This is a genomic window from Rhodoferax sp. GW821-FHT02C08, assembly GCF_059421805.1.
In genome coordinates this window covers 267,990-293,624 of record NZ_JBWKVR010000004.1, presented here as the reverse complement: position 1 = coordinate 293,624, position 25,635 = coordinate 267,990, and the positions used below count along the sequence as shown (strand labels likewise).

Annotated in this window: 26 protein-coding genes and 1 pseudogene; 11 read left to right on the top strand and 16 right to left on the bottom strand. The window is 54.7% G+C overall.

Features of this window, described 5'->3' with window-relative positions:
* Window positions 1-5: 5 nt before the first annotated feature.
* The 8 genes from tssH to AC07VY_RS07065 form a co-directional block, all read right to left on the bottom strand.
* Window positions 6-2,714, bottom strand: coding sequence for a type VI secretion system ATPase TssH (gene tssH, locus AC07VY_RS07100; RefSeq protein WP_495096723.1), 2,709 nt, complete (start codon window positions 2,712-2,714; stop codon window positions 6-8).
* Window positions 2,715-2,729: 15 nt separating this feature from the next.
* Entirely contained in the window at window positions 2,730-3,827 is a 1,098-nt protein-coding gene (gene tssG / locus AC07VY_RS07095; RefSeq protein WP_495096724.1) for a type VI secretion system baseplate subunit TssG, read from the bottom strand.
* Window positions 3,791-5,635 carry a type VI secretion system baseplate subunit TssF gene (gene tssF, locus AC07VY_RS07090; RefSeq protein WP_495096725.1) on the bottom strand — a complete coding sequence of 615 codons (1,845 nt, stop codon included), beginning with the start codon at window positions 5,633-5,635 and terminating at the stop codon, window positions 3,791-3,793. Before tssF ends, tssG begins: the two co-directional genes overlap by 37 nt.
* Before the next feature lies 1 nt (window position 5,636).
* On the bottom strand, window positions 5,637-6,128 hold the full coding sequence (gene tssE, locus AC07VY_RS07085) for a type VI secretion system baseplate subunit TssE (protein WP_495096726.1): 492 nt from the start codon (window positions 6,126-6,128) through the stop codon (window positions 5,637-5,639).
* A 65-nt stretch (window positions 6,129-6,193) separates the two neighbouring features.
* Window positions 6,194-6,685: an Hcp family type VI secretion system effector gene (locus tag AC07VY_RS07080; protein WP_495096727.1), complete on the bottom strand. Its 492-nt coding sequence runs from the start codon at window positions 6,683-6,685 to the stop codon at window positions 6,194-6,196.
* A 35-nt stretch (window positions 6,686-6,720) separates the two neighbouring features.
* Window positions 6,721-8,208: a type VI secretion system contractile sheath large subunit gene (tssC, locus tag AC07VY_RS07075; protein WP_495096728.1), complete on the bottom strand. Its 1,488-nt coding sequence runs from the start codon at window positions 8,206-8,208 to the stop codon at window positions 6,721-6,723.
* A gap of 11 nt (window positions 8,209-8,219) precedes the next feature.
* On the bottom strand, window positions 8,220-8,720 hold the full coding sequence (gene tssB, locus AC07VY_RS07070) for a type VI secretion system contractile sheath small subunit (RefSeq protein ID WP_495096729.1): 501 nt from the start codon (window positions 8,718-8,720) through the stop codon (window positions 8,220-8,222).
* A gap of 71 nt (window positions 8,721-8,791) precedes the next feature.
* A complete protein-coding gene (locus tag AC07VY_RS07065) occupies window positions 8,792-9,406 on the bottom strand; it encodes a tetratricopeptide repeat protein (protein ID WP_495096730.1) in 615 nt (204 codons plus the stop codon).
* A gap of 257 nt (window positions 9,407-9,663) precedes the next feature.
* On the opposite strand from AC07VY_RS07065, the gene tssJ reads away from it, so the two are divergent.
* From tssJ to icmH, 3 genes are read left to right on the top strand one after another with little or no spacing between them, the layout of a single operon-like run.
* Entirely contained in the window at window positions 9,664-10,329 is a 666-nt protein-coding gene (tssJ, locus tag AC07VY_RS07060) for a type VI secretion system lipoprotein TssJ (RefSeq protein WP_495096731.1), read from the top strand.
* Window positions 10,330-10,366: 37 nt separating this feature from the next.
* Window positions 10,367-11,713 carry a type VI secretion system baseplate subunit TssK gene (tssK, locus tag AC07VY_RS07055; protein ID WP_495096732.1) on the top strand — a complete coding sequence of 449 codons (1,347 nt, stop codon included), beginning with the start codon at window positions 10,367-10,369 and terminating at the stop codon, window positions 11,711-11,713.
* Window positions 11,710-12,495: a type IVB secretion system protein IcmH/DotU gene (icmH, locus tag AC07VY_RS07050; protein ID WP_495096733.1), complete on the top strand. Its 786-nt coding sequence runs from the start codon at window positions 11,710-11,712 to the stop codon at window positions 12,493-12,495. The genes tssK and icmH overlap by 4 nt, the downstream gene beginning before the upstream one ends.
* A gap of 78 nt (window positions 12,496-12,573) precedes the next feature.
* Here the strand turns inward: icmH and AC07VY_RS07045 are convergent, their stop codons facing one another.
* Complete coding sequence (locus AC07VY_RS07045; RefSeq protein ID WP_495096734.1) at window positions 12,574-13,305, bottom strand: alpha/beta fold hydrolase; 732 nt, start codon at window positions 13,303-13,305, stop codon at window positions 12,574-12,576.
* Between the two features lie 502 nt (window positions 13,306-13,807).
* Here AC07VY_RS07045 and dnaG point away from each other — a divergent pair.
* Entirely contained in the window at window positions 13,808-15,685 is a 1,878-nt protein-coding gene (gene dnaG / locus AC07VY_RS07040; RefSeq protein ID WP_495096735.1) for a DNA primase, read from the top strand.
* Window positions 15,686-15,939: 254 nt separating this feature from the next.
* Window positions 15,940-18,288, top strand: a complete 2,349-nt coding sequence (gene rpoD, locus AC07VY_RS07035) for an RNA polymerase sigma factor RpoD (RefSeq protein ID WP_495096736.1) — start codon at window positions 15,940-15,942, stop codon at window positions 18,286-18,288.
* Between the two features lie 67 nt (window positions 18,289-18,355).
* Here rpoD and AC07VY_RS07030 read toward each other — a convergent pair whose 3' ends face one another.
* The gene (locus tag AC07VY_RS07030) at window positions 18,356-18,679 is read right to left on the bottom strand and encodes a DODA-type extradiol aromatic ring-opening family dioxygenase (RefSeq protein ID WP_495096737.1); all 324 of its coding nucleotides are present in this window, start codon (window positions 18,677-18,679) and stop codon (window positions 18,356-18,358) included.
* A 44-nt stretch (window positions 18,680-18,723) separates the two neighbouring features.
* A pseudogene (locus tag AC07VY_RS07025) lies at window positions 18,724-18,957 on the bottom strand (protocatechuate 3,4-dioxygenase); the annotation flags it as partial.
* An 80-nt stretch (window positions 18,958-19,037) separates the two neighbouring features.
* Between AC07VY_RS07025 and AC07VY_RS07020 the strand changes: the two are divergent.
* The gene (locus tag AC07VY_RS07020) at window positions 19,038-19,943 is read left to right on the top strand and encodes a LysR family transcriptional regulator (protein ID WP_495096738.1); all 906 of its coding nucleotides are present in this window, start codon (window positions 19,038-19,040) and stop codon (window positions 19,941-19,943) included.
* 39 nt (window positions 19,944-19,982) lie between these two features.
* Window positions 19,983-20,351, top strand: a complete 369-nt coding sequence (locus tag AC07VY_RS07015; protein WP_495096739.1) for a thioredoxin family protein — start codon at window positions 19,983-19,985, stop codon at window positions 20,349-20,351.
* Window positions 20,352-20,358: 7 nt separating this feature from the next.
* Here the strand turns inward: AC07VY_RS07015 and AC07VY_RS07010 are convergent, their stop codons facing one another.
* The 5 genes from AC07VY_RS07010 to AC07VY_RS06990 form a co-directional block, all read right to left on the bottom strand.
* On the bottom strand, window positions 20,359-20,964 hold the full coding sequence (locus tag AC07VY_RS07010) for a DUF2242 domain-containing protein (protein ID WP_495096740.1): 606 nt from the start codon (window positions 20,962-20,964) through the stop codon (window positions 20,359-20,361).
* Window positions 20,965-20,966: 2 nt separating this feature from the next.
* On the bottom strand, window positions 20,967-21,344 hold the full coding sequence (locus AC07VY_RS07005; RefSeq protein ID WP_495096741.1) for a DOPA 4,5-dioxygenase family protein: 378 nt from the start codon (window positions 21,342-21,344) through the stop codon (window positions 20,967-20,969).
* Between the two features lie 2 nt (window positions 21,345-21,346).
* A complete protein-coding gene (locus tag AC07VY_RS07000) occupies window positions 21,347-21,586 on the bottom strand; it encodes a hypothetical protein (protein WP_495076096.1) in 240 nt (79 codons plus the stop codon).
* A gap of 101 nt (window positions 21,587-21,687) precedes the next feature.
* Window positions 21,688-21,855, bottom strand: coding sequence for a hypothetical protein (locus AC07VY_RS06995; RefSeq protein ID WP_490594092.1), 168 nt, complete (start codon window positions 21,853-21,855; stop codon window positions 21,688-21,690).
* Between the two features lie 85 nt (window positions 21,856-21,940).
* Window positions 21,941-22,171: a hypothetical protein gene (locus tag AC07VY_RS06990; RefSeq protein ID WP_490594091.1), complete on the bottom strand. Its 231-nt coding sequence runs from the start codon at window positions 22,169-22,171 to the stop codon at window positions 21,941-21,943.
* Between the two features lie 429 nt (window positions 22,172-22,600).
* On the opposite strand from AC07VY_RS06990, the gene AC07VY_RS06985 reads away from it, so the two are divergent.
* The 4 genes from AC07VY_RS06985 to AC07VY_RS06970 are packed head-to-tail and all read left to right on the top strand — an operon-like array spanning window position 22,601 to window position 25,462.
* Entirely contained in the window at window positions 22,601-22,879 is a 279-nt protein-coding gene (locus AC07VY_RS06985; protein WP_495076097.1) for a DnaJ domain-containing protein, read from the top strand.
* On the top strand, window positions 22,876-23,406 hold the full coding sequence (locus AC07VY_RS06980; protein ID WP_495076098.1) for a hypothetical protein: 531 nt from the start codon (window positions 22,876-22,878) through the stop codon (window positions 23,404-23,406). The genes AC07VY_RS06985 and AC07VY_RS06980 overlap by 4 nt, the downstream gene beginning before the upstream one ends.
* Window positions 23,407-23,448: 42 nt before the next feature.
* Window positions 23,449-24,198 (top strand): hypothetical protein, encoded by a 750-nt coding sequence (locus tag AC07VY_RS06975; protein ID WP_495096742.1) that lies wholly within the window; start codon window positions 23,449-23,451, stop codon window positions 24,196-24,198.
* A gap of 4 nt (window positions 24,199-24,202) precedes the next feature.
* On the top strand, window positions 24,203-25,462 hold the full coding sequence (locus AC07VY_RS06970; RefSeq protein WP_495119479.1) for a hypothetical protein: 1,260 nt from the start codon (window positions 24,203-24,205) through the stop codon (window positions 25,460-25,462).
* The last annotated feature ends 173 nt before the right edge of the window (window positions 25,463-25,635 follow it).

Genomic DNA, 25,635 nt, shown 5'->3' with positions numbered 1-25,635 from the left:
TTCACTTACTGTATGGCGTACTTGAAGTCGCCCTTTTTATTGGCGCTGACCTTGATCTTGCGGATAAGGCCGCCTGTGGCCATCTGGGCCAGCACGCTTTCTGATATTTCAGGCAACAGGCTGCCGTTCAGGATGTTGTCTACATTGCGGGCACCCGAATCCACCTCAGTGCAGCGGGCCAGGATTGCATCCACCAGCGCCTCGTCATACACAAACTCGGCTTTGTGGTTGACGGCAATGCGCTTCTGGATGCGCGATAGCTTGAGCTCGATGATTTGCGCCAGCACCTCATCGCCAATGGGGTAGTACGGAACCACCTTCAGCCGCCCTAGAAAAGCGGGTTTGAAGGCCTTCATCAGCTGCGGCCGGATCAAGGCTTCCAGCGCTTCGGTGCTGGGTAGTTCGTCTGCCGTCTTGTTCAGGCAGGCCTGCATCATCTGGCTGGAGGCAACATTGCTGGTCAAGATGATGATGGTGTTCTTGAAGTCGATTTCGCGGCCCTCGGCATCGTCCATCACACCTTTGTCAAAGACCTGGAAGAACAGTTCCATCACATCGGGGTGGGCTTTCTCGACTTCATCCAGTAGCACTACGCTGTAAGGGTTGCGGCGCACAGCTTCTGTCAGCACACCGCCCTCGCCATAGCCCACGTAACCAGGTGGCGAACCTTTCAGGCCAGACACGCTATGCGCTTCCTGGTATTCGCTCATATTGATGGTGATGAGCTTTTTCTCGCCACCATACAAAGCGTCGGCCAAAGCCAGCGCAGTCTCGGTTTTGCCGATGCCGCTGGGGCCTACAAACAGGAACACGCCCTTGGGCTTGTTGGGGTCGTCCAGGTTGGCGCGCGAGGTGCGTACACGCTGGGCAACAGCTTCGATGGCATGGGGTTGGCCCAGAACGCGCTCTTGCAGCAGGTCCTTGAGCTTGAGCACGGTTTTGATTTCGTCACTGACCATCTTGCCCAGAGGGATGCCGGTCCAGCTGGCAACAATTTCAGCTACGACATGACCGTCAACCTGGACGGGAACCAACGGTGTTTCGCCCTGGTGGGTCTTGAGTTCTGTCAACAGTTGCTGAAGAGCAGCCAGCTCCGGGCTATCACTGGCTTTGGCCGGCTTCTTGGTTGCTTTAGCCGGTTTGGAAGCGCCCTCCACCACCACGGCTGGTGCCTGCACTGCAAGCGCTTCCAGAGCAAGACGAGCGGCCTTTATTTTTTGTGCAAGGGCTTGCTCTGTATCCCAGCGCGCGGTCTGCAGCACTAGCTCCGCATTGGCCGCATCGCGTTGGACGAAGAGTTCTTGCAGCCGCTCTCCGTGCTGGCTGCCACTGGCCTGCTCGCGCTCCAGGTTGGCAATCTCGGTGTGCATGCGGTCCAGATGCTTTCGCAGATTTTCCAGCACGGCCGGGACCGCGCTTTGCCCCAGCGCGACTTTCGCGCAGGCCGTATCCAGTACGCTGATCGCCTTGTCGGGCAATTGACGGCCGCTGATGTAGCGGTGGGACAGGCGCACTGCTTCGGTGATGGCTTCGTCAAAAATACGCACGTTGAAGTGCTTCTCCATCACCGCAGCCATGCCGCGCAGCATGGCACAAGCCAGTTCTTCGCTGGGCTCTTCCACCTTGATTACCTGAAAGCGTCGAGCCAACGCTGCGTCTTTTTCAAAATACTTTTTGTATTCACCCCATGTGGTCGCAGCGATAGTGCGCAGCTCGCCCCGGGCCAAGGCCGGTTTGAGCAAATTGGCTGCATCATTCTGGCCGGCTTGACCGCCTGCTCCGATCATCGTATGGGCTTCGTCAATGAACAAAATGATGGCGTGTGGGCTCTTCTTCACCTCGTCAATCACATTTTTCAGCCGGTTTTCAAACTCACCTTTGACGCTGGCGCCAGCCTGCAGCAGTCCCATGTCCAAGGTGTGGATTTCTACGCCTTGCAGAACTTCGGGCACATCCTTCTGTGCTATACGCAAAGCCAAGCCTTCTACTACGGCGGTTTTACCCACACCGGCTTCACCGGTCAGAATGGGATTGTTCTGCCGACGCCTCAGCAAGATGTCGACGGCCTGGCGTATTTCCGTATCGCGACCTATCACCGGGTCTACCTTGCCTTCGCGAGCCCGCTGCGTCAGGTTGGTGGTGTACTGGTCCAAGGCAGGAGTCTTGGTGCCTGTTCGAGCGGACAGATCACCGACAGGATCGCCGCCCTGCTCTTGCGTAATCGATTGCACACGGGCCCCTTCTTCAGAACCCTCGGTCAATTTGGCTAGGTTGTGCTTCAGTTCGTCCAACTTGAATTTGACAAACAGCTTGGACCCTCTGTAAGCCAGCTGCGCCAAATCGGGCTGAGTCAATAAAGCCAGCAAAAGATGGCTGCTGCGTATGCGCGCAGACTGGTTGTCCAGTGAAGCAATCAGCCAGGCATGTTCGAACAAGGTTTGCAGGTGTGGCGACAGCACGGGTGTGCGCGTGTTGCCAGTTTTGAAGCGGCCGATTTCGGCCTCTAGATCTGATTGCAGGCTCTCGACACTGATGCCGGACTTGCGGGCAATCACGGCAAAGTCGCTGTGAGGCTGCTCCAGCAAAGCCAGGAACAAATGCTCCAAATCGACTTCGTATTGACCTCTGCTGGTACACATATTGGCTGCGCGTTCTGTCGCTAGCCGTGCGTGGTCGTTGAGTTTGCTGATCAGTGTTTTGAGATTGGTGCCCATCGCCTACTTTCGCGTCTAAAAATGTGCAGCCAGCGCATGGATGTCGTAACAGACGTCCGCGCGGTCCTGCACTTCTGGTTTACTAGTCAAAAACAAATCCCACCCAAGCCGACCACTTGGACCATCCGCACCTAAGCGGGCGCCGGATACATCAGAAGAGCGCAATACCAATTGCACCTCGTACTCCAGACACACGCCGGTGAAAAGGGTGAGTATTTTTTGCAAAGCTACAGCCGCCTTGGCCCTTGGCAAAAACTGTTCAAAATCTGCGCGGGCCAGCGGCCCTACGCGCAGACGTACCCGCAGGTCACGTTGCCAGACTCGCGAGCCCACCATCGCAGCCGTGCCCAACACGGCATTGGTTGACCCTAGTTGCGTCTGGTGCTCACGTGGCACGTGGTACCACATGCCGACAAACTGCTCTAGCGCGATGGGTACCGCAAAATATTCGCTTAAAACGCGCTGCAACAGCGCAGCGGATGTGGGGCGCTGACGCACGGCGGCGGCAAAGCGCGCAATGGACTCATCAAGAACGCCCTCTCCGTCGCTCCCCAGACGGCTATGCAGAGAGCTTTGCCCTAGACCCGACAACGACAGCAACAACGGGAGAAACCCGTCTTTTCCCTCGGCTTGGTCGTAGTGCAACTCCAGCCGGTACTTACGCCAGGCACGGTAAAACAAAGCCAATGCACGATTGGAAAAAGTGTCTAGAAAAGCACGTGGGCCTTCATCTTTTTCCAAAGCCTGATGTGCAGCAACACGCTCGGTGTAATGGTTTGGCAGGGCTCCATTGCCGCCCAGAAAACCCATGAATGTAGGCGTCAAGCTGAAATGCTTGAATGCCTCGCTCTGCATTGCAAGCTCAGACTCCACCACCGACGCATCCGGCTCCGAAGGAAAAACCGCAAGGCTCTCGACTTCACTAGCCGGATAGCCAAGAGAAATCCGATTGGCAAAGCGTATGTGGTTGGACAGCATCTGCTCCGAACCCACACCTCTGTTCTTAAACCACAGTTCGATCAGCCGCACCGACTGGAAGAACTGGAAGCGATATGGCGTGGCGAGCAGGCGCTGAACTACGCTAGGCTCAAATCTCCGCTTCGTGGTCGGCATCGCAACAGCTCCTCCCCATTTCTTTTGGATGTAATGACGAGTTGGGTAAAACTGTTGACGTGTACGTATAGCCCTAAAAACCGGTCAATCAGGCTGGCAAACACATGCAAGCCACTGCCGACGAAACCCTCTTCATCCAGCGTCAGACGCACTTCAACTCCCCGTACCAAGCTAGCGAATGGATTGCCAGGTAACCACGCAGTGGCCGCACGGTGTTCTATGGAGAAGATTGCTCCGATCTGGCGCTGCGTTGTCGCGGAACGCGACAAGTCATACAAGGTCAAAGTTTCGCGAAAGGCATCAACCCCACCTTTGGTCAACGATAAATGGTTCAACGCCAGATGCGAAATCAAGCGCCAATGGGCTCCTCGTCCGCGCTCAAAGCGCAGGGGGGCACTGGGCTTGCGCAGCAAACTCATGGACTTGACCAGCGTGCCGCCCTTCAGAAACAAATCACCGCCTGGTAGCCCGTAGGCCAATGCGGCAGGCAAGTCACGATTGGTCGCCGTGAGTTCCAAACTCAAAGTCTGCGTCTCAATCTCAGCGGGATCAAAGTCAATATCAACAATCGAAATTTCTGCCTCATACCCTGGGCTTCTGAGAGCCACAATTTCATTGCGGCGCATGACCCAGTAATGCCCCTCTTTGCCCGGCACCTGGCCGTGGCGCAAAGAATAAAACGGACGGAATTCAGTGACAGACTCACCCTGGGGCGATTGTCGAACCAGTTTGACTGAGTCAATTGCGTACACCTCGAACGCAAATGCATTCTGCGAATCCGCGACCACCGGATACTGCGCACCCGTATGCGTGAGGCGGATGGGGTCACCATGTTGTTTGAACAGATTGACCACGGGCGCACACCCCAACAGCAGATTCTTGGCCGATAGCGTGCCCAACATCCGCGCGATATTCGAATCTGAACGCAGCCCCTCCAGCGCCAAATGCAAAATAAATCCCTTACACCCCAACGGCAACAGCGCCAAAATGGGCAAGAGCTCCAGATCAAAAAAATTGAATTTCTCTGGAAAAGAGAAATACTCAGTCAACAAACGGTAAGCAGGATGCGAATTGGCAGGGAAATCAATCAGTGCATCTTCTTCGTCAAAGCCCACCTCCCGAATTGGAACGGTGGGCAGTGTCTTCCATTGCGTCGTTTTAGGCAGCTCAACATAGGCTCGCACACTACGGGTAAACAATGCGTCCCGCAAAGCTGCGCAAAAGGATGGCTCTCCATCGATAAACACTCTGAGTTTGCCAATACCGAGTTGACCAATGCCAAGCTGCTCTGACAGAACATCTATGTGAATGCTGATTTTTGAAGTGACCTTGGGTGGCAACACAACGGATTCCGGAGCCGCCACAATGGCATCGAACTGCGCATGAGACAGCCGAATAGGAGCAACAACCACGTCATAAGCGGTTTGAAATCTACACTCAACACCCTTAACCGGACGGGTGCTCACCTCCGTCCCTCGCGGCATTAGAGTTGCAGCCGTTAACTGGGATATGTTGACACCCGAATCCATGCGCGCAATCGCGCATGATGGAAACGGTCTCAAATAATGTGGGTAAAGCACTTCAAACAGTGCTTCCGTAAATTCGGGGTAGTCGTCGTCGATGCGTTTAGAAACTCGCGCACTCAGCAACGCAAATGACTGGATCATGCGCTCGATGTGAGGATCTTCACAGACCTCTCCCACCATCAATAGACTACCCGCAATTTTCGGATAACGTTCCGAAAATTCGCGCGAATACCGCCTTAGAAAGCCTAGCTCTCGCTCATAGTAAGGAAGAAGTTCTTGCAACTTAAATTCCAATCCGTGCCGTATACCGGGATTTTTTAATTGAATATTGCAAAGACGATGGCTGCAATACGGCATCAAAACTAACTGGCTCCTGGGTTGTACTCACAACCAGAAGCGCTGAAATGGAAAAGCTCAATCTATTGATCTTGCCGTCCTGAACTTCCAAAGAAGCCCGCACACTTCTTAATCGAGGTTCGTGGCGAGCAATCGATTGCTCTAGATTGCGGCAAATAGTGGCTCTGTCATCCGTACTGGCCAAACTCATACCTGCAAAATCATGCAAACCATAGTTGATGATCGAGGTCGAACATTCGGGATATTTTTTTAAATTGTCCAACGTAAAAACAGCACGCGTGTTTAAAAGGGACTCAAGGTCACGGGCTACCTCATCCTTCAATTCTTCTAGCGACAACAACCTTACGAGACTCTGCGATGAAGAACGCGCACCATCACCGAGTAATTTCTCAAACAATCCTGAAGAAAATCCTTTCATATATATTTATATCCAAATGAAATAACCACCAACGGAAGTCAGTGGTTATTTCAACTGACAAGATCTTAGGCAACCTTGTTTTTAGACAGATCCCAGCCGCCAGAGGTATTACCACCAGCGCCGCCGCCAATCTTCTGCTGCGTGTACTTCCACTTAACCAACGAGTATTTCAAGGAAACCACATCCGTCAAAATACTACCTTCAGCGACAGAAGAGGAAACGCTGCTGATAATCAGATTTTCAATTTCAATTTCGAAGTATTTGACGCGCTCACCTTTGCCATCAGCGCGTAAAAATTCAAATTTTGCCTTGGCAATCGTTTTGCCAGACGAGCTATTTTGCAACAGCAAGGGTGTTGACAAATCAGCAAGTTTTGTGAAAACGATATCTTTGTGTTCACAGCGTTCGGCCGTGTGCCCGCCGCCTGTAGATGCCGTCGCGGACTTTGGTTGCAAAACACCAAAATCAACGGATTGGCACTCAATCCAATCTTTGTGTGAATCATCGGTGGATTCACCCTTAATGCCATCAATCTGCAAATATACGTCAATTGCCATAATTTACCTTTCGGTTATGTTGTATAAAACAACGGTTAAGACTTAGAGGACTGAGGCAATTCAGCCACCAAGCGGAGAGATACTGACAATTCATCCAGCTGAAAGTGCGGGCGTAAAAAAGATACTGCACGGTAAACACCTGGCCGACCTGGCACTTCAGAAACCTGCACAGACGCCTCCCGTAAGGGGAATTGTGCTTTTGCCTCTTGGCTAGCGTTGTCATCCAGCAGCACATACTGCGCAATCCAACGATTCAAGAAATCCTCCACATTGGATGCTGCAGCAAAACTGCCAATCTTGTCGCGCATCATGGATTTCATGTAATGGGCAATACGAGATACCGCAAAAATATATTGCAACTGAGAAGACAATACCGCGTTGGCGTTGGCTGATTCTGTGTTGTAGCTTTTTGCCTTTTGCGTAGATTGCGCACCAAAAAAAGCCGCGTAATCGGTATTTTTGCAATGCACAAGCGATATGAAACCAAGATCACTCAGTTCTTTTTCGCGTCGATCCGTAATTGCAATTTCGGTCGGACACTTTAAAGCGACTTCACCTTCATCAGTTTTAAAAGTGTGGGTTGGCAAATCCTCAACCAAACCACCACCCTCAACGCCACGTATTGCGGCACACCAACCGAAGTCTTCAAAGGCTTTGGTCAGTTTTGTTCCGAAAGCATATGCTGCGTTACACCACAAATATTTTTCGTGGTCTGTTCCATCTACATCTTCTACAAAATTAAAACCTTCCACAGTTAATCCATCTCTGGGATTAAATGGCAGTCGCCCCAGAAACCTCGGCAAGGTTAAGCCAACATAACGTGAGTCTTCTGATTCACGAAAGGATTTCCATTTTGCATACTCAACTGTGTCGAATATTTTTGCCAAATCACGTGGCTTACCTAAATCGCTGTATGTTTCCAGCCCAAACAGTTCAGGTGACGCAGCAGAAATAAATGGAGCATGAGCGGCCGCTGCTATACGCGACATTTGCTCAATAAAATACATGTCTTCTGGCTGCCGCGTAATTTCGAAATCACCAATCAGGCTCCCAAATGGAGCCCCACCAAAAGTGCCAAACTCTTCCTCGTACACCTTTTTGAACATCGTACTTTGATCAAACTCCAAAGCCGAATTGAAATCTTTGATCAATTCTTTTTTGGTGGCATTTAAAACTTTTATTTTTAAATTTTGACCAGTTGACGTGTTTTTTACTAAGTAATGCAGTCCGGTCCAGCTACTTTCCAGCTTTTGGAATTCGACTGCGTGCATGATCGCACTTACTTGATTAGAAATTAGTCGATCAATTTCGGCAACACGCGCATCCAAGGTCGCCATCAAATTCTCTGACACCACCACAGTGCCGTCCATGACCTGATTTACCAGCTCAGAAATAATATCTTTTGCCCGGGTGTGCTCGGCACTTGACTTGGCAACCTTACTTTGCTCAACGATTTGATCCAACAAACCAAGCTCAGTCTGCACTTCAACGGCAGCCTCTGCTGTATTTTTTTGTTCAGACATAATTACCCCGATTACTTGGTAGTTTTTTGACTTAGTTCCGCTAGCTTTTCCGTATTGTTAAGCACATCATTGAGAATATCTTCAAGCTTCTCACTGCCAGCCAATTTATTACGTAAATCAGCCAATTTTGTACGCGCCTCTAATAGTTTTTGGAGGGGTTCCACCTGCCTCACCACCGCTTCTGGACGAAAATCCTCCATGGATTTAAATTTCAGATCCACAGAAAATTCACCGCCTTTCTCGCTCAACTCATTTTTTACGCGATATGCAGCTCGCGGCTCCAACCCCTTCATAACCTCATCAAAGTTGTCCGGGTCAATGTTAATAAATTTGCGATCCTTTAACTTGGCCATGGCAATTTCAGAGTTACCACTGAAATCTCCAACAACACCGGTCACAAATGCCAGTTCTTTCTTTTCAATAGCATCACCAATTTCGACGTCATAAGTCATTTGCACCCGTGGTGGACGCACTTTTTGAAGTTTCTTTTGAATGCTTTCACTTTTAGCCATGTTCACTCCACAGGTAACAAAAATTTAAAATGCTGCGGGGAGCAATGTATCTCTTGCAGCGGGCAACCGAACTACTTTAATCCACCAAATGGATTAGATTTCCCCGAGTCTGGAGTGTCGACCTTGGCCGAAGCGCTGGTAGGCTTGGAGCTCGCCGCCACCGGCTTCACCGCAAGGGGGGCCGATACACGTGGCCGGGGAGCCGTAGCTGCTGGAGAAGGCACCAAAACAGTTTCACCAAGATTTTCGCGAAGCAACTTGGCAAGGTCTTGAGCTTCATTTTTGACGGTACCAGACAGCGCATTTTGGGTACGCAAATCGGCGAGAGATTTTGTTGCGAGACGTAAACCACTCACGGTCACAATACTATTGGCAATCTTATCTGAAGGATCTCGCTGCAATGCCTCCAGCGCATTTATGATGGCTTCGCCATAGATTCCACTATCAAATTTAATCTGTGCCATGCGTAACCATGGTGTTTTATCAGCAGGAAATTTATTGGCAGCATCTTTAAATAAACTTAATGCCTGATCCGTTTGCCCTGCTGCCTGAGCAGCATTTGCATCTGTTACCGCAGACTCCAGGGTCACTTTAACAGGTTCGGGAGTTTTAACTGGTGCGGCACACCCCCCTAAAAGAGATGCCAGCAACAAAAAATAAGCAGAATTCAATTTACGAATATGCACGCGTAATGCTCCTAGTACAAAACAATGTTTTCATTGTTGAAAATGCGAATCTGTCTATGTTAGCGCAGGTTGCATGCGAAATTTTCGGGTCTTCCATCTTGCAACTTCGTTTTCAGAAACCTTCAGAAGCTTTCAGTTGATCAATGAAGCGCAGTTAGAGCCTCTAGAACTGCAAGCAAAGACGTACTTGGACGGCATAATTTGCTTTGTTTAATCGATAAAAAGCACACATCACTCTTAGCATTGGATCAATACAAGTGCGCGAATCCGACTTTCGACAAACATCATTTTCTTCATCAAAATTGTGGAAAAAATTCTTTTATCAGATCCTGATGATTCTTTCTTTTTTGGGGATCGCAGGATGCTCGGCTACATCTGCTGTCTCTGTTTTGGGGGCAGTAGCTAATTCCGCACTCGAGGCCACTGGCCTTAAAAAGCCGGATGCTCCTGAGGTGCCGGATGCCTTAAAGGTGCCTCGCAATGTACCGATTAAACTGCACGCCAGCGATACTTTGAACCTGGATGCATCCGGACGTCCACTTGCGGTTATTGCAAAGATTTACAAACTCAAACAAAACACTGCATTCTCTCAAGCCCCTTATGACGCTTTCTTGAATTCTCAAAAGGAAAAAGAAGCACTAGGTGCTGATTTATTGGAAGTTCGAGAAATTACACTAATACCAGGCCAACGTTACGAGGCAATTGAAAAAGTCAGCTATGAAGCCGGATATATTGGCGTTGTTGCATTATTTAGAAACCCAGTTCCATCACGCTGGAGGGTTGATTTCCCCGCGGCACAGGCAGAAAAATCCGGCATCGTTCTAGGATTGCATGCTTGCGTTCTGACCGTGGGGGTTGGCACTACTTCGACCGACACACAAAGCAAAAATCCCATGCTGGCACCAGTACGGTGTCCACAATAGTTTTACTAAAAACGAATATATAAAAGAGATCCATACTGTGAATCAATCTGACAAGGTTTTGTGGGGCGAGGGCTTGTTCCTGCGTCCACAGCATTTCCAGCGCCAAGATAGCTACCACGAAAGTCGTCTGCACCAGACCGCTACAGCGCTTAACCCTTATGCCTGGGGTGTCCAGCAACTCAAAATTGACCGAGATGCTTTGGCCAATAACTCTTTTCGGTTGTTGGACCTGTCCGTTATTTTTCAGGACGGTGAAATTTACCGCGCGCCTGACGGTGACGATTTACCAGAAGCCGTTGCTTTGACAGATCTGCCACCCACGCTGCAAACCATTACCTACTATGCGGCACTGCCAGCGCTCAAAAGTTTTGGCGGCAACTTCGTGGCAAATGCGAATGGTCAACAGTCGTCCCGCTACACCCAGGCCAATCATGAGACACCCGACCTTTTCACGGATGCGGCCAAAGCCGAAGTGGTTTACCTCAAAAAGTCGGTGCGACTTATTTCCGAACTGGAACCACGTGACGCCATGGTCTGCCTGCCTATCGCTCGATTACGCCGTTCCACCCAAGGCGGCTTTGAATTGGACCCGCATTTCATCCCACCCAGCCTATCTGTTGGCAGCGCGCCGCACTTGGTACTCAGGCTACGGCGCCTAATGGATGCGTTACAAGCCAAAGTCAGCGCGCTATATGGACACCACAGGGAACCCAGTAAGAACGTAGTTGAATTCCGCTCTGGAGACATTTCGTCTTTTTGGCTTCTACACACTGCCAGCACGGCCTATGCTGCATTGAGCCATTACCAAAACAATCCTCTGTTGCACCCCGAGCGACTCTACGAGCAACTGTTGACTCTTACAGGCTCGTTAATGACCTTCTCCAAAAACTACGCGCTGAGCGATCTGCCACCCTATGTACACCAGGATCCGGGCCCCGGTTTTGCCAAGCTGGATGGCATCATCCGAGAGCTGCTGGACACCGTTATTTCATCGCGCTATTTTGCAATCGCGCTGTCAGAGGCCAAGCCGTCCTACCACCATGGCATGCTGGATTCCGGAAAAATCGACGACAAGACGGCCTTGTACCTCGCGGTCGGCGCCGACATACCCGCTGTTGAACTAATTGACATCGTGCCGCTTCGCTTCAAAACCGGAGCGCCAGATGATGTGGAGAAGTTTGTGCTGGCGGCCATGCCAGGTGTGAAACTGGTGTACTCACCCCAGGTACCCGCTGCCGTACCGGTGCGACCTGATACTTATTATTTTGCAATCGACCCCAAAGGGGCCATGTATGAGCGTATGTTGCAGGCCCAGTCCATCTGCATTTACGTACCCGCAGGTATTCGTGGACTCAAGCTTGAACTTTTGGCAGTAACCGCATGACCTCATCCGCTCCCTCCCTGCTAGGTGCATCTGCAGCGCCATCCTCTAGCCCATTCTTTGCTAGCGAAGCCCCTGTGCACGCAAACTCCCTATTGGATTTGATGTACGACGGCTTCTACGCACTCTTCTTGCTCAAAGGTGGCAGTGCACCGCAGGATAGCGAGACACTGCTGGCAAGAATGCAGAAATTTTTAACCGTCGTGGAGCAAGGAGCCAAGAAACTGAATGTCTCCGCCGAAGATGTACACGCAGCTAAATATGCTTTTTGCGCTTGCGTGGATGAAATCGTTTTGCGCTCGCAATTTGCCATCCGCGATGCATGGGAACGCCGGCCTCTGCAGTTGGCGTTGTTTGGCGATCAGCTGGCAGGTGAAAACTTTTTCAACCAGCTGGAAGCCATGCGGGCCAAGGGTGCCGCGCACATTCATGCATTAGAAGTATTTCATATGTGCTTGCTGATGGGCTTTCAGGGCAAATACGTCATTGAGGGGCTGGAAAAGCTGAACTACATTACGGCTCGCCTGGGAGACGAAATCAGTCACATAAAGGGAAAAAGCGCCGGTTTCGCCCCCCATTGGGCTCGCCCTGACGCTATTGCCAATCGGCTTCGCAATGACGTTCCTATATGGGTGATAGGCGCCATATTTGCCTTGATGGCTTTGTCCGCCTACGGTGTTTTAAGCTGGATGCTGCAACGCTCCACACAGGATGGCATCAACGGCTACAACGACATCGTGCGCTTGGCCCCACGCCCAGCCAACCTCACGATTACCCTCCCCTGAGGTTTCATCGTCCAGCATAAACAAATATAGCCGCTGACGCAGTAAACACCTGCGCTGGCAGCTACAAAATAAATAGCATCAACGCTTAGCCTTGGCCTGGGCGTAGCGCGCAGCAGACAATACGCTCAAAATTGCGGTCGTAACCATCTCCGGTCGATCTTGGTGGATGTTATGCCCGCTGTCTTCGCATACCCGCATGCGACCAAGCTTAGACATCTTGGCCAGGTTGCGCTGGCTGGCGTTCCAAACCTTGCCCAAGCGCTCGGGCCAGTTCGATGTGGCCTTGCCTTGCGAAAGAACAATCAAAGGAATAGGGGGGAAAGGCCCTGCCCGGCGCGCTTGCCGCATGGTCAAGGCGGACGCCGCCAGCTCCGCGCGGGTCGCTCGTGAAGAAAGCGCAAACAGGAGCTGTGGAGGCTGGTAGAGCAAGCGGTGCACGCCCTGCTGCCTACAGCGTTTGTCGAATTCAGAATGACGGGCATCGACTAACACCACTCCCGCCACGTCACCAGGATGCATGCGGGCGAACAATTTGACAAATGTGCCACCCAAAGAATGCCCCACAAGAATATAAGGCGGCTTGATTTCCTCCGCCTGCAGCAACGCCCGCAACTCTTGCACCACCTGGTGGCCGTCACGTTGCAAGTTGGATGGGTCACTGCCGCCATAGCCGGCCCGGTCATAGGCAAACACTCGGGCGACAGCGCTGACTTCATTAAAAATATTGCCCCAAATCTCCTTGCCGTCACCCAGGCCAGATTCGAAAACGACGGTAGGCCCGCCCTCGCCTGCACTGATGAATGAGCGCATGCCCATGGGCGTGTATGCCAGCAAAGGGGCTGGTAAAGCCTGGGAGCGCAAGGATGGATCTACACGAAGACGCTCCAATTGGGGTTCGGCTTGCTGTGAGGCGTGCTCGGGATGCTGTGCGACAGGTGCCCCGACGGTATAGCGAGTCCGCGGCTGCAAAACCGGCGCCAAGCTGCCGACCGCCGATCGCACCACCGTAGTGCGCCGACTAGGAGGCAATGCATTCAAAGACGGCTGTGCCTCAAGCTTGCTTTTGTCGTCAAACTGGAGGGAAAAAGCTCTAACCATTTTGGAAAATCAAGGAAGACGCCATAAAAGTCATGAATTTACCAAGGAGACGATAGTGGCATGGTGCTGCCTCGCCGCATTTATAGATTATCAGATCGGCGTGGCAACTTGAATAAGTGCGGAAGGCGGTAAAGCCAGGGCATTTCACCGCCACCCCAAAAGCAAAAAACCGGCCTTGACACCGACATCGCCCCGCTGCATGGACAATAGTGGGGTGACTATTCCCCATACCTTCATCCAGGAACTGATTGCCCGCGCCGATGTCGTCGAAATCGTGGGCCGCTACGTGCAACTCAAAAAGGGGGGCGCCAACTTCATGGGCTTATGCCCTTTTCATTCCGAGAAGTCGCCGTCTTTTTCCGTCAGTCCCACCAAGCAGTTCTACCACTGCTTTGGCTGCGGTAAAAATGGTGATGCCGTTCGGTTCCTGATGGACCACGTGGGCATGACTTTTGTCGAGGCCGTGCAAGACCTGGCCCAGCAATACGGCATGCAAGTGCCGGAAGACGAGGCATCGCCGCAAGACAGGGCCCGTGCGGCGGAACAAAAGCAAAAACAGGCCACGCTGACAGACGTGCTGGAAAAGGCATGCCTGGCCTATAAAAAGCACTTGAAAGAATCGTCCCGGGCCATTGCCTACTTCAAGGGCCGAGGCTTGTCCGGAGAAATTGCCAAGCAATTCGACCTGGGTTACGCCCCGGAGGGCTGGCGCAGCCTGGCCAGCGTATTCCCGCACTACGACGACCCGCTGCTAGTGGAAAGTGGGCTAGTCATTACCGGAGAAGATGGGGAAGACAAGCGCTACGACCGCTTCCGGGACCGGGTCATGTTTCCCATCCGCAATGTCAAGGGCGAATGCATCGGCTTTGGCGGCCGGGTGCTGGGCGACGACAAGCCCAAGTACCTGAATTCGCCCGAAACCCCGGTATTCAGCAAGGGGCGCGAGCTGTATGGCTTGTTTGAAGCGCGCAATGCCCTGCGCGACGCCGGGTATGCCCTTGTTACAGAAGGCTATATGGACGTCGTGGCCTTGGCCCAGTTGGGTTTTCCCAATGCGGTCGCCACACTGGGTACAGCCTGCACCAGCGACCATTTGCAAAAGCTGTTCCGATTTACCGATTCAGTCGTTTTCAGCTTCGATGGAGATGCCGCTGGCAGACGTGCTGCGCGCAAGGCGCTGGACGGCGCACTTCCCATGGCGACCGATGTACGCAGCTGTAAATTTCTATTCCTGCCGCCAGAGCACGACCCAGACAGCTACATCCGAAGCTTTGGCCAGGATGCATTTGCCCGCTATATCGCCGAGGCCATTCCGCTGAGCCGCTTCCTGATCGACTCGGTCCGTGAGGGCTGCGAACTGCATACCGCTGAGGGGCGAGCCCATTTGGCCAGCAATGCCAAGCCGCTATGGGGACAACTGCCTGAGGGCGCACTCAAACGCCAACTGCTGGCAGAAATTGCCGATCTGGTACAGCTCAACAGCAGCGAACTCAACGATGTATGGCAAGGCAAAGCCATCAGCAGCACCCGCACCGAAGTTAAGAGCTACAAAAAAAGTAGCACTCCATATACACCTGGCCGGCGCTACGAGCCCAAACCACCCCCTGTTGGATCGGATCGCCAAGGCCGTCGCCAACCCGCGAGTCGTTCCGACCATGCGGCCCGGCTGCTACTAGCCAATAGCTCGGCCTGGAATGATCTTTCCCATGAGGAACATGCGCTGCTCTGCGACCTGCCCCTGCCCCACGGCGCGCTATTTGTGTGGCTAGAGATACAGCAACACGAGCACGGGCCCCAAACCTGGGGCAATCTACGAGAGAGCCTACGCGAAGAAGCATTCGAAAGCCTGGCGCTGAAGCTCATGTCTGGGCTGGAGACCAGCCCTCCGCCCGAGCCCATAGACCCCGGCGCCACGCCTGGGCGCGAGGCCTTGAACGAATTGAAGGCCTTGTTGAACCTGATGCTGATCGACCAGCTCAAACAACAGGAAACCGAAGCTCTTGCCGCCGCGGCCTCTGATCCCGAGGCCCTGGAGCGCTATCGGGCCATCAATCGGCGCCGCCTGGAGCTTATGGCCACCAAAGTGACATAAACCGCAATTAGCACTTGAATTTAAGCCAGCAGGCTATAATCTAAGGCTAACTGCTCGGCAAGAGCGACAGCAGCACCTCCGGACACCGCCAATCGACGCCACAGCGCGCGCCGGCTCCTCCGCAAGGACTGCATGCCAAATGATCGCCCAGACATCTTGCCAACGAGAAACTCTCTCTCCCACGCGCCCGCGCCGGTAACCTGCGGTTTCCGGGTTTATTTCGTTTGTTTGCTGTTGTCCTGAGGTTTCTGCCCATGCCCGCTCAAAAGTCCGAGAAGCCCGTCAAATCCGCTGCAGCACCCGCAGCAAAAACCAAAAGTACGGCAAAAGCCGCACCCGAGGTCGTGGCCAAGTCCGCCTTGAAAGTGAAATCCGTGCCCGCATCGAAGACCCCTGCCGTAAAAGTAGTAGCAGCCGCTGAAGACTCCGCAGCCAAGAAAAAACCTGGCCGCCCCCCCAAGGTCGTAACCCTTCCTGCAGCGACCGCCAGCACTACCGCGGCAGCGGCCAAGCCCAAGCCGACCGGTGCCAAGCGCGGCCCCAAGCCCAAAGGCTCCATTTCGACGGAAATCAATCTGGACGATCTGATCGAAATCGAAGAAGACCCGGTGGAAGAAGCGCCGGTTCAACTCAGCCCCACCGGTGAGAAGATCAAGCCTCTGCGCATGAAGATCAGCAAGGCGAAAGAACGCGCGCTGATGAAGGAATTCGGCCTGGACGAAACCGTCCTGTCCGAAGAAGACATGGCCAAGCGCCGCATGCGCCTGAAGGCCCTGATCAAGCTGGGTAAGACCCGCGGCTATTTGACGCACGGCGAAATTTCCGACCACTTGCCCGACAAGCTGGTCGATGCGGAAACGCTGGAAGTCGTGGTCAACATGTTGAACGACATGGGCGTAGCGGTGTACGAGCAGACGCCCGACGCCGAAACCCTGCTGCTGAACAACACCGCACCGACTGCGGCGACCGAAGAAGAAGCCGAAGAAGAAGCGGAAGCTGCCCTGAGCACGGTGGATAGCGAATTCGGCCGCACCACCGACCCGGTACGCATGTACATGCGCGAAATGGGCACAGTTGAGCTGCTGACCCGCGAGGGCGAAATTGAAATCGCCAAACGCATCGAAGGCGGTCTGATGCGCATGATGGAAGCCATCAGCGCAAGCCCCGCCACCTTGGCCGAAGTGTTTGCCTTGGGCGAACAGATCCGCGAAGGCAAGGTTGTCATCTCCACCATCGTGGACGGCTTCTCCAACCCGAACGAAGCCGACGATTACGTGGCCGAAGAAGACTTCGACGAATTCGACGCGGCCGACGATGACGACGGCAAGGGCGGCTCCAAGGCACTAACCAAGAAGTTGGAAGAGCTGAAAAACGAAGCCCTGACCCGCTTCGACCGCCTGCGCGAGTTGTTCGAGAAGGTCCACAAGATCTACGACAAGGAAGGCTACGGCACGCCGCACTACGTCAAGGCCCAGGCCGCTTTGAGCGAAGAGCTGATGACCATCCGCTTTACCGCCAAGACGATTGAAAAGCTGTGCGATCTACTGCGCAGCCAGGTGGACGACGTGCGCAAGAAAGAACGCGAGCTGCGTCGCATCCTGGTGGACAAATGCGGCTATCCGCAAGAAAACTTCATCGCCGACTTCAGCGGCCGCGACAAGATGGGCAACAAAGTGCCATCGCATCTGCTGGACCTGAAGTGGATCGAAAAGCAAACCGCTGCAGGCAAGCCCTGGAGCGCGATCATGGGCCGTAACATTCCGCCCGTGCAGGATATCCAGCAAAAGCTGACCGACCTGCAAGCCCGTGTCGTGGTGCCGCTGGACGAACTGAAAGGCATCAACAAGCGCATGAACGAAGGCGAAGCCGCCTCGCGCGATGCCAAGAAGGAAATGATTGAGGCCAATTTGCGCCTGGTGATTTCCATCGCCAAGAAGTACACCAACCGCGGCCTGCAATTCCTGGATTTGATCCAGGAAGGCAATATCGGCCTGATGAAGGCGGTGGACAAGTTCGAATACCGCCGCGGCTACAAGTTCTCGACCTACGCCACCTGGTGGATTCGCCAGGCGATCACCCGATCCATCGCCGACCAAGCACGCACCATCCGTATTCCGGTGCACATGATCGAAACCATCAACAAGATGAACCGCATCAGCCGCCAGCACTTGCAAGAGTTTGGTTTCGAGCCCGATGCATCCATCCTGGCTGAAAAGATGGAGATCCCGGAAGACAAGATCCGCAAGATCATGAAGATCGCCAAAGAGCCGATCTCCATGGAAACGCCGATCGGTGACGACGACGACAGCCACTTGGGCGACTTTATCGAAGACGGTGCCAACACCGCGCCTATCGAAGCTGCCATGCAAGCCGGCCTGCGTGATGTGGTGAAGGACATTCTGGACAGTCTGACGCCACGCGAAGCCAAAGTGCTGCGCATGCGCTTCGGTATCGAAATGAGCACCGACCACACGCTGGAAGAAGTCGGCAAACAGTTCGACGTGACCCGCGAGCGCATCCGCCAAATAGAAGCCAAGGCACTGCGCAAGCTCAAGCACCCCAGCCGCTCGGACAAGCTGCGCAGCTTCATCGACACGCTGTAAGAGCACTGCCCATAAAAAAGCCCCTGCCGGTTCACGCTGGCAGGGGCTTTTTTTATGTGCGCACAGCTTAAGTGATGGACTCCATCAACATCAAACCGGCGGCGGTGTTGGAGATGGGAATGTGGTAGTTCGAATGCAGCAACCGCGCCTGTCCAGGTAAAGCAGCCCGCGTGGTCAGCCACATCAGCAGCTCAATACCTTGGGTGCCCACCTTCTCGACTAACTCATGGATGCTGAAGCGGGTCGCCCAGGCCGGATCGCTGACCAGGCTCTGCATGAACTGCAAATCAAATGCCTTGTTGATGAAGCCAGCACGCTGGCCGTCGAGTTGATGGCTCAGGCCACCGGTGCCGATGATGACCACCCGGGCGTCGCTGTCCCAGGACGCCACGGCCCGTCCTATGGCTTCGCCCAGCTTGTAACAGCGCGCGGCGGTAGGCAGTAGGCATTGCCCCCAGCCTCTATCAGTGCCAGCACATTGCGCTGGCGAATCGCCTCGGCCTGCTCGGCATTCAAGCCAAAAGCCCGCATATAAGCCTCTTCGTCCTGCTGAAAAGTTGCGCGGGCTTCGGCGGTGTTGAACGAAAAGCACATCTTGTTCAGTGCATAGCCCTTGCGGGCCTGGACGCTATCAAACAAGGTGGTGCCGGGTATATCGACGTGGACCATGGTTGTCTCCTGTGAAGTGGGTGATGGGAAGTATTCCCGCCGCCACACATTCAATAAAGTCGATAATTAAGATCAAACCCATGAGCAAATTCGATTACTCACACTTGGATGGCCAATTGCTGCAACTGCTGCTGGCGGTACTGGAAGAAGGCTCGGTCACCCGTGCCGCCCAACGCCTAGGCGTGACGCAATCCGCCGTTAGCCATTTGCTCGACAAGCTGCGCGGCATTACGGGCGACCCGCTGTTCGTGAAGTCGGGGCGTGGCATCGTCCCCACCGCACGGGCCGAAGCCCTGGCCCAGCCAGCTCGCCTAATGCTGGAAGACATGCAAAGACTCGCCACCGCCGAGCAATTTGACCCTGCTGCCCTGCAAGTCTGCTTCACCATCGCCGCCAACGATATGCAGCGCGATCTGCTGCTCCCCCCGCTGCTGCGCAAACTGCGCCAGCAAGCACCCATGGTGAGTTTGCACACCATTCCCTCGGGCGTACCCAGCGCGGAAATGCTGCGCGATGGCAGCTGCCAACTGGTACTGTCCCCCCGACCTCCCGATGCCACGGACATCGTACAAAAACGCTTGTTTGAAACGCCCTACCGGGTGTTTTATGACGCGACCGCGCGTGCCGCACCGAGCACGCTGGCTGACTACCTGGCCAGCGAGCATGTGAGCGTGCTGTACCAGCCGCGCCGCACACTAGACATAGACCAATGGCTACAAACACAGGGCATACAACGCCGTATGGCGGTCACCGTGCCAGGCTTTGCTGGAATAGCCGCCTTTCTGCTGGGCAGCCCCTGGCTAGCCACTATGCCGGGGCTACTGGGCCGGGCTATGCTGCGCGACTTCAACAGTTGCGCGCTACCACTGCCCTGCCCCAATTTGCCCATGTATATGCTGTGGCATTTGCGGCACCAGCATGACCCGGTACAACGCTGGCTGCGCCAGTCCCTAGAGGCCATCGCCATAGAAGTATTGCAGCCATAAACTTCGACCTAAAATCACCCGCTAGCGCAATCAGAATCTATGTCACAAGCTATTAAATCCATAGTAAGCAACTCTTCGTTATGGGTGGCTTGCTTGTGTGCCGATTGGTGCGGCAGCTGCCGCGAATACCAGGCCCGGTTTGAGCAGATGAAGGCCAGCTTTCCCGGCGCCGAATTTGTGTGGATTGATATAGAAGACCAGGCCGATCAGGTAGACCCGATTGAGGTAGACAACTTCCCCACCCTGCTGGTTCTGGTCGACCAGCAGGTGCGCTTCTTTGGCAGTGTCACGCCACAGGTCGAAACCTTACACCGCCTGATCCAGGCGCAACTGGAGGCGCCTGCGTCTCCAGCCCCAGCGAAATCCGCAGTGACCGCGCTAGCGCAGCGTTTGCGCGCGTTGACTTAACCCAGACTCAGTGTTCTACACCCGCTTTGGGTGGTTTTGTTGCAGGCTTGACAGCGGGCTCGTCATCATCATCGTCTTCCTGGTCTTGCACCAGATAATGCTGCACCAAGGAAAAAAAGCTATCGTAGAACGTTTCAGAAGCGATAGTTTCACTGCTGACTTTGACCATGGCGTCGCTACTTGAGCTTAGTGGCAGCGAAAACGACCCTAGTGCACCCACCCCCAGACTGGCGGAGGCGTTGGTCTTTTTCAATGCGTAACGGTCTTGCAGCGCGCTCACAAAACCCAGACTGATGCGGCCATTTTTGCTTTCCGAGACACACACCACGCGAATATCCACCTGTACATGAATTTCGTTTTCAGGCTGGAAGCTTTTTTGCCCTTGAATCAGTTCCTTGCTCGCGGCTGAGATGATGTAGCCCTGGCTCAGCAAAGCCCTCCGAGCGGCCTCACAGGTCTGCGCCGGTGAGGCATCAAACATACGGGAAAACTGCCCTTTGGAGTTGAAGTTTTCTTGCTGTGGAATGGACCGCATGGGAAGCGAGCATCCTGCCAAGGTACCCAAACCACCAACTGCCAGCAGCCATAGAACCCAATGCTTAGAAGTCGGCATCGTTAATCTTCAGGAAGCTCATAGGTAGTGTCCGAGCCTGAAAGTACCGACAAGTTCAGCGGCCGGACTGCGCCCATCCACATCGCATAGTCCCGATGGTCAATAAGATCATTACCGGTGATGGGGTGGATGAACACCACCAAGCCGCGCCGATGCAACGCCAGCCAAGGGATCAACTCGGCAAATACCGAGGGAGCAAATGCGAGTTGGCAGCTCCAGTCAGGGTGCGGCCCTACAGGCTGCTCATGCACCCGCCCCATCGCTAACTTGAACTTGCTGGCAGCCTCGAGGCACAGGGCGCGGGCCTGCTCCAGCGTGCTGGCGTCGAAATACACGTGGGCGTGAAAGCCCCGAATGCGCGGCGTATCGACTTCAGCCATGGTTAAGGTGCCCGGTGCAGCCGTGGGCTGGCCAATGCCACAGCCTGCTCGTCCAGCGCTGTATCGACGTTGGGATGCCGCGCGGGTGCATTAGGCAGTTGCAGCTGCGTGCGCAGCTGAGCCACATCCTTGGCGCTGTGCGCAGCCTTGATTTGTGCAATTGCCGCCGTCGCATTGCCGCTGCGGATCAGCGCCAGCATTTTCGTCACCCATTCGCTAGGACCGGATTTGTGTTTGACCATGGGGCTGATTTTGCTTGAAATTGATCGACCGGAAACAACAACGCCGCGTAGGCGACCCATACAGGCCCACCTACGCGGCGTTGTTGCCACCAGGATGGAGATTAACCGCCCTTGTGTGGACGCTTGCCAGGGTTCTTCTTGCTACGTGTTGCAACACCGCGTTCCAGGCTGCGCTTTTGACCGCGGCTGACGGGGTTGGTGTAGCCGGGCAGTGGCGTGGGCTTGGGGGAAGCGCGACGCTCTGCTTCGGTGCGGGGTTCTTTAGCCATCAATTACTCCATTTAAAGTTGGTTAACCCGCAATTAGGCCACAACCGCGAATGCAGTTTGCCGTAACAGGGGTCAGGTGTTGGATTTAGCTGGCGGCTTCATCCATCGCTTGGCACGATGGAGAGCAAACCGCCTGGGACTTGCCGAGCACCTTGCGGGTACCCATCAGCGAACGGGTACGGTGCTTGCCGCACAAAAAGCACGACATGGTGGCGCCACCAAACGACGCAGCAGCCGCAAAGGGCGAGCCGGAAGCCTTGGACTTGTAACGCAGTCCGTCGGCCAGCATGGCAGTTTTGGATTCAGCTTTCGCCATGGATAAAACCTTTTATCGGGATGCCCTGAGGCATAGTCATACGGCACGCAGGCCACACAGGAGGCTACATTATCCTCCTGAATGATGTCCTCCTTCGGAATAAGGGTGTGTGTGGGCATATAGCAGGCTCTTGTTCATTCTCAACTTTAGGGACATCTGCCGGGTTGCAGCCTTCCATTTCAGGCTGGATATGTTCATAAGCAGACCACCTGAGCTGGCGTCCTGATCTGCGACGCCAATGCTGCATTTTCGATAGCACCCAGCGAAGTATTTATCTGCACCGACAGCATTTTTCGCGTGCAAACGGCTTGGCATTCTTGCACCAGCCCCCACATGCTCTGTAGCGGGTAAAATCCTGCATCCGCGCGCTTGCGCCGAGATGTAAAAACAGCCCGCCATGTGGGCTGTCTTTTTTTGTGAAGAAAAACCATGCAAGACCACTATGCTGCGCTAGGGCTGTCCAGTGCCGCCACGCTGGCCGAGATCAAAAAAGCCTTTCGGCTGCGCGCCTCGCAGTACCACCCGGACCGCAACGCCTCCCCCGACGCGCCCCAGCTGTTCCGTGCGGTGCAAACCGCCTACGAGGTGCTGTCCGACGAGGAGCGTCGCAAGACGTATGACGACAACCGCCGCCGCGGCCTGCTGGACGACCCGCTGGATACCGCCCGCAGCATCTGGCACAACTACCTGAACGAGGCCTTGAAATGAAACTCTCCCGCTACTTTGCCGACCACGCCCGCGCCTACGACGCGGAAATGGACGACCTGGTGTCCGACTCCGAAGGCAAGAACGTGCTGGAAAAGCGCCTGAAGGAAAAACGCAGCCAGGTGGACTTTCTGGTCCACATGATGGACGACAGTCCTGAAATGCTGGCCACCGCCTTCCACCAGGGCTTCAGCTTCTCCAACACCAAATCCATGGATCTGCTGGTCGCGCAAGAACCTGAAGAGTTTCCCGACTGGGCAAAACTCTCACAAACCATCCAACTGGCCCCCTGGGCCAAGACCCTGGCCGCACGCGTGCTGCAAGAGCCCACCGGGGAGCGCTTTCTGGCCGTCGCCGCCTGCCTGGAATACCTGTACACCCGAGCCGATGACCGCGGCGCCGCCGTGGACGAGCCCGAGGATGATGAAGAAGATTTCGACCCCGAAGAGCAGGACGCCCGCGACCGCGAAGATGCCGGCGCCGCCTGGATGGAGGAGCAAGGCTTCGACCCGAAGCCGCCCAAAGCGTGAGCAAGATAAGTGTCCGTTGAGTAAAGAGTAAAGGCCCTACCCATGCATTACCCCGCAATCGTCAAAGCCCAAAGCCTGATCCTGGCCGGAGACATCGTTGGCGCCGAATCCGCCCTGGTGGAACTGGCCGACGAAGAAGGCGACCAGGCCCTGGTGCTGGCACTGGACCAACTGCCCCCGAAAGACCTGTTGGCGGTGATACGCGAATACGACCCGTCTAAGGACTCGGTCATCAACCTGCTGGTCACGCCCGAGCAGTTCTCGCGCGCCGTGGTCATCGAAAAGCAGTACAAGGACCTGACCCACGCCCACCTGCGCGGCATGATGAATTCAGTCATCTTCCGGGATGACAACGACCCGGTTGAATTCCTGCGCGCCATTGGCGAACGCGAAGGTGGTTGCGATGCCCTGGCCGACTACCTGGCCGACCATTGGGGCCGGGTGGAGAGCTTTTTGCGCACCGGTACTTTCGAAGCATCGGAAGACACCGGCGCCGTGCTGTCCGAAGGCGAGCTGGTCGTGCAGATGTACAACGAGGCCAAGGTGGACCGCGACGAGATCGCCGACCACGACTGGATGGAATTCACTTGGCTGCTGCGCAACGACTGCCCTGACATCCTGATCGAGGTGATGGTGATACTGCGGGCTCGCGTCAAGGCCTTCGAGGATGAATCCGAAGACGAAGACGATAGCCTGCACCAGGGCGGCCACACGCCCTTCCGCGAAACCCACGGCGAAGGCGAAGGCTCGCAGCGCAAAGCCGCGGACCCCGACGAAGAATCGGCGATCTAAGCCCATGACCATGCAAGAAACCAGTGCCGGCATCTCGATCTACGACCACCGGCCTTTCTTCGAGAAAGCGCTGCGCTTTGGCCTGCAGAACGGACTGATCGACGACGCCAAGCTTGAGTCCATCCGCAACGATGCGCCCAAGGGCATGGTGCAGATCGCTCGCTACTTTGGCACTGAGTTTCTGCGGCCGGAGCTGGAAAAGGCGCGTGAGCGCATGGTCAACCTGGTCAGCCTACATCTGGAGCAGGACTGCGCCGGCGACCTGCGCCAAGCGGCCGAGCTGCTGCGGGAGAACTCCTTTCTGTCGCGCTCCAAGGCTGGCTCCGACATGCTCAAGGGCTTGCTGTCCATGCCGGACAACACCCACTTCAGCATGATCGATAGCGGCGGCTTCCGCGACGAAATGATCCCGGTGCTGGCCAAATGGACGCTGAAGACCTTGCCCGAATACCAGCAGGAACTGGCCAAGCGCGAAGCCATCCAGACCCGCCTGGACGCAGCCTTTTGGCTGGCCCAGAAATTGGGCGTGGCACGACGCGAGCTGCAGGCTGCCGATACCGACTCGGAGGCCGTCATCCGCACCAGCCTGCTGTCCCTGGCAGCCGGTCGCAGCTTGATGCCGAATTGGCCGCAGTTCGAAACTGTGGTGAATCTGTTGCGCAAACGTGCCGAAGCCGGCAAACCGGTAGACCTTGCCATGCCCAAGGATGCCCCTGCCCACCTGCGTCCGGTACTGCAGGCCACGCTGGAGTCTATGGTGGAGCAGGATCTGCCAAAGGTACTGGACGCCTCGGTAAAGCCGCGCAAACTGTTTATCCAGTCGCTGAACTTCATGGGCCGCTATTTTTGGCTGGACGAAGGCGTGGAAGATGTCAGCGAATTGGACCGGGCCATCTCCGACCAGTGGCTGAAGTTAACCCAGCGGCATACCGACGACAGCTCGTTGATCACCCTCTTCCTGTGCATTGCCGCCGGTATGGCGCGCAAGACCACGCTGACCGAAACGGCGGCCGCCAGCCTGGTGCGCAAAATCCGCAAAGGCAGCTACCAGCCCCAGCTGGCCACTGACTTCATCCGCGAATATGCGCCGCACGAGAACCACAACGACTACCAGACGCTGTGGCAGAACTTTGTCGCAGAGACCGAACGCGACCTGAAGGACGAGCGCGATACCCGCCTGGTGGAAGCCATGGCGGCACTGAAATTGCATTGCAATCTGGTCAAGGCCGCGCCCAAGCTTGCAAAAGCAGGTAAGCCGACCTAAAAACAAACATGCTTTGTTGGCCTCGCGCAAGTGATGCTTGCGCAGAGCGCTATTATTTTTGATAGTTGATTACAACGCTCTGAAAGTTAAAATAGGGGCGTTTTCCGGCGTTCATCCAGAAATTGGTTGGGCGTATTTCGTTGAAACTGAGGGCAAGTTCAATGGAGGCGTAT

Coding starts and splice junctions, on each gene's coding strand:
- tssE (WP_495096726.1), bottom strand. CDS start 6,128: ATGAAAGGATTTTCTTCAGGATTGTTTGAGAAATTACTCGGTGATGGT.
- AC07VY_RS06970 (WP_495119479.1), top strand. CDS start 24,203: ATGACCATGCAAGAAACCAGTGCCGGCATCTCGATCTACGACCACCGG.
- AC07VY_RS06985 (WP_495076097.1), top strand. CDS start 22,601: ATGCAAGACCACTATGCTGCGCTAGGGCTGTCCAGTGCCGCCACGCTG.
- tssB (WP_495096729.1), bottom strand. CDS start 8,720: ATGGCTAAAAGTGAAAGCATTCAAAAGAAACTTCAAAAAGTGCGTCCA.
- AC07VY_RS07015 (WP_495096739.1), top strand. CDS start 19,983: ATGTCACAAGCTATTAAATCCATAGTAAGCAACTCTTCGTTATGGGTG.
- AC07VY_RS06995 (WP_490594092.1), bottom strand. CDS start 21,855: ATGGCTAAAGAACCCCGCACCGAAGCAGAGCGTCGCGCTTCCCCCAAG.
- tssC (WP_495096728.1), bottom strand. CDS start 8,208: ATGTCTGAACAAAAAAATACAGCAGAGGCTGCCGTTGAAGTGCAGACT.
- tssG (WP_495096724.1), bottom strand. CDS start 3,827: ATGCCGACCACGAAGCGGAGATTTGAGCCTAGCGTAGTTCAGCGCCTG.
- icmH (WP_495096733.1), top strand. CDS start 11,710: ATGACCTCATCCGCTCCCTCCCTGCTAGGTGCATCTGCAGCGCCATCC.
- AC07VY_RS07010 (WP_495096740.1), bottom strand. CDS start 20,964: ATGCCGACTTCTAAGCATTGGGTTCTATGGCTGCTGGCAGTTGGTGGT.
- AC07VY_RS07080 (WP_495096727.1), bottom strand. CDS start 6,685: ATGGCAATTGACGTATATTTGCAGATTGATGGCATTAAGGGTGAATCC.
- AC07VY_RS06975 (WP_495096742.1), top strand. CDS start 23,449: ATGCATTACCCCGCAATCGTCAAAGCCCAAAGCCTGATCCTGGCCGGA.
- AC07VY_RS07005 (WP_495096741.1), bottom strand. CDS start 21,344: ATGGCTGAAGTCGATACGCCGCGCATTCGGGGCTTTCACGCCCACGTG.
- AC07VY_RS07020 (WP_495096738.1), top strand. CDS start 19,038: ATGAGCAAATTCGATTACTCACACTTGGATGGCCAATTGCTGCAACTG.
- tssH (WP_495096723.1), bottom strand. CDS start 2,714: ATGGGCACCAATCTCAAAACACTGATCAGCAAACTCAACGACCACGCA.
- AC07VY_RS06980 (WP_495076098.1), top strand. CDS start 22,876: ATGAAACTCTCCCGCTACTTTGCCGACCACGCCCGCGCCTACGACGCG.
- AC07VY_RS07000 (WP_495076096.1), bottom strand. CDS start 21,586: ATGGTCAAACACAAATCCGGTCCTAGCGAATGGGTGACGAAAATGCTG.
- rpoD (WP_495096736.1), top strand. CDS start 15,940: ATGCCCGCTCAAAAGTCCGAGAAGCCCGTCAAATCCGCTGCAGCACCC.
- AC07VY_RS07045 (WP_495096734.1), bottom strand. CDS start 13,305: ATGCGCTCATTCATCAGTGCAGGCGAGGGCGGGCCTACCGTCGTTTTC.
- AC07VY_RS06990 (WP_490594091.1), bottom strand. CDS start 22,171: ATGGCGAAAGCTGAATCCAAAACTGCCATGCTGGCCGACGGACTGCGT.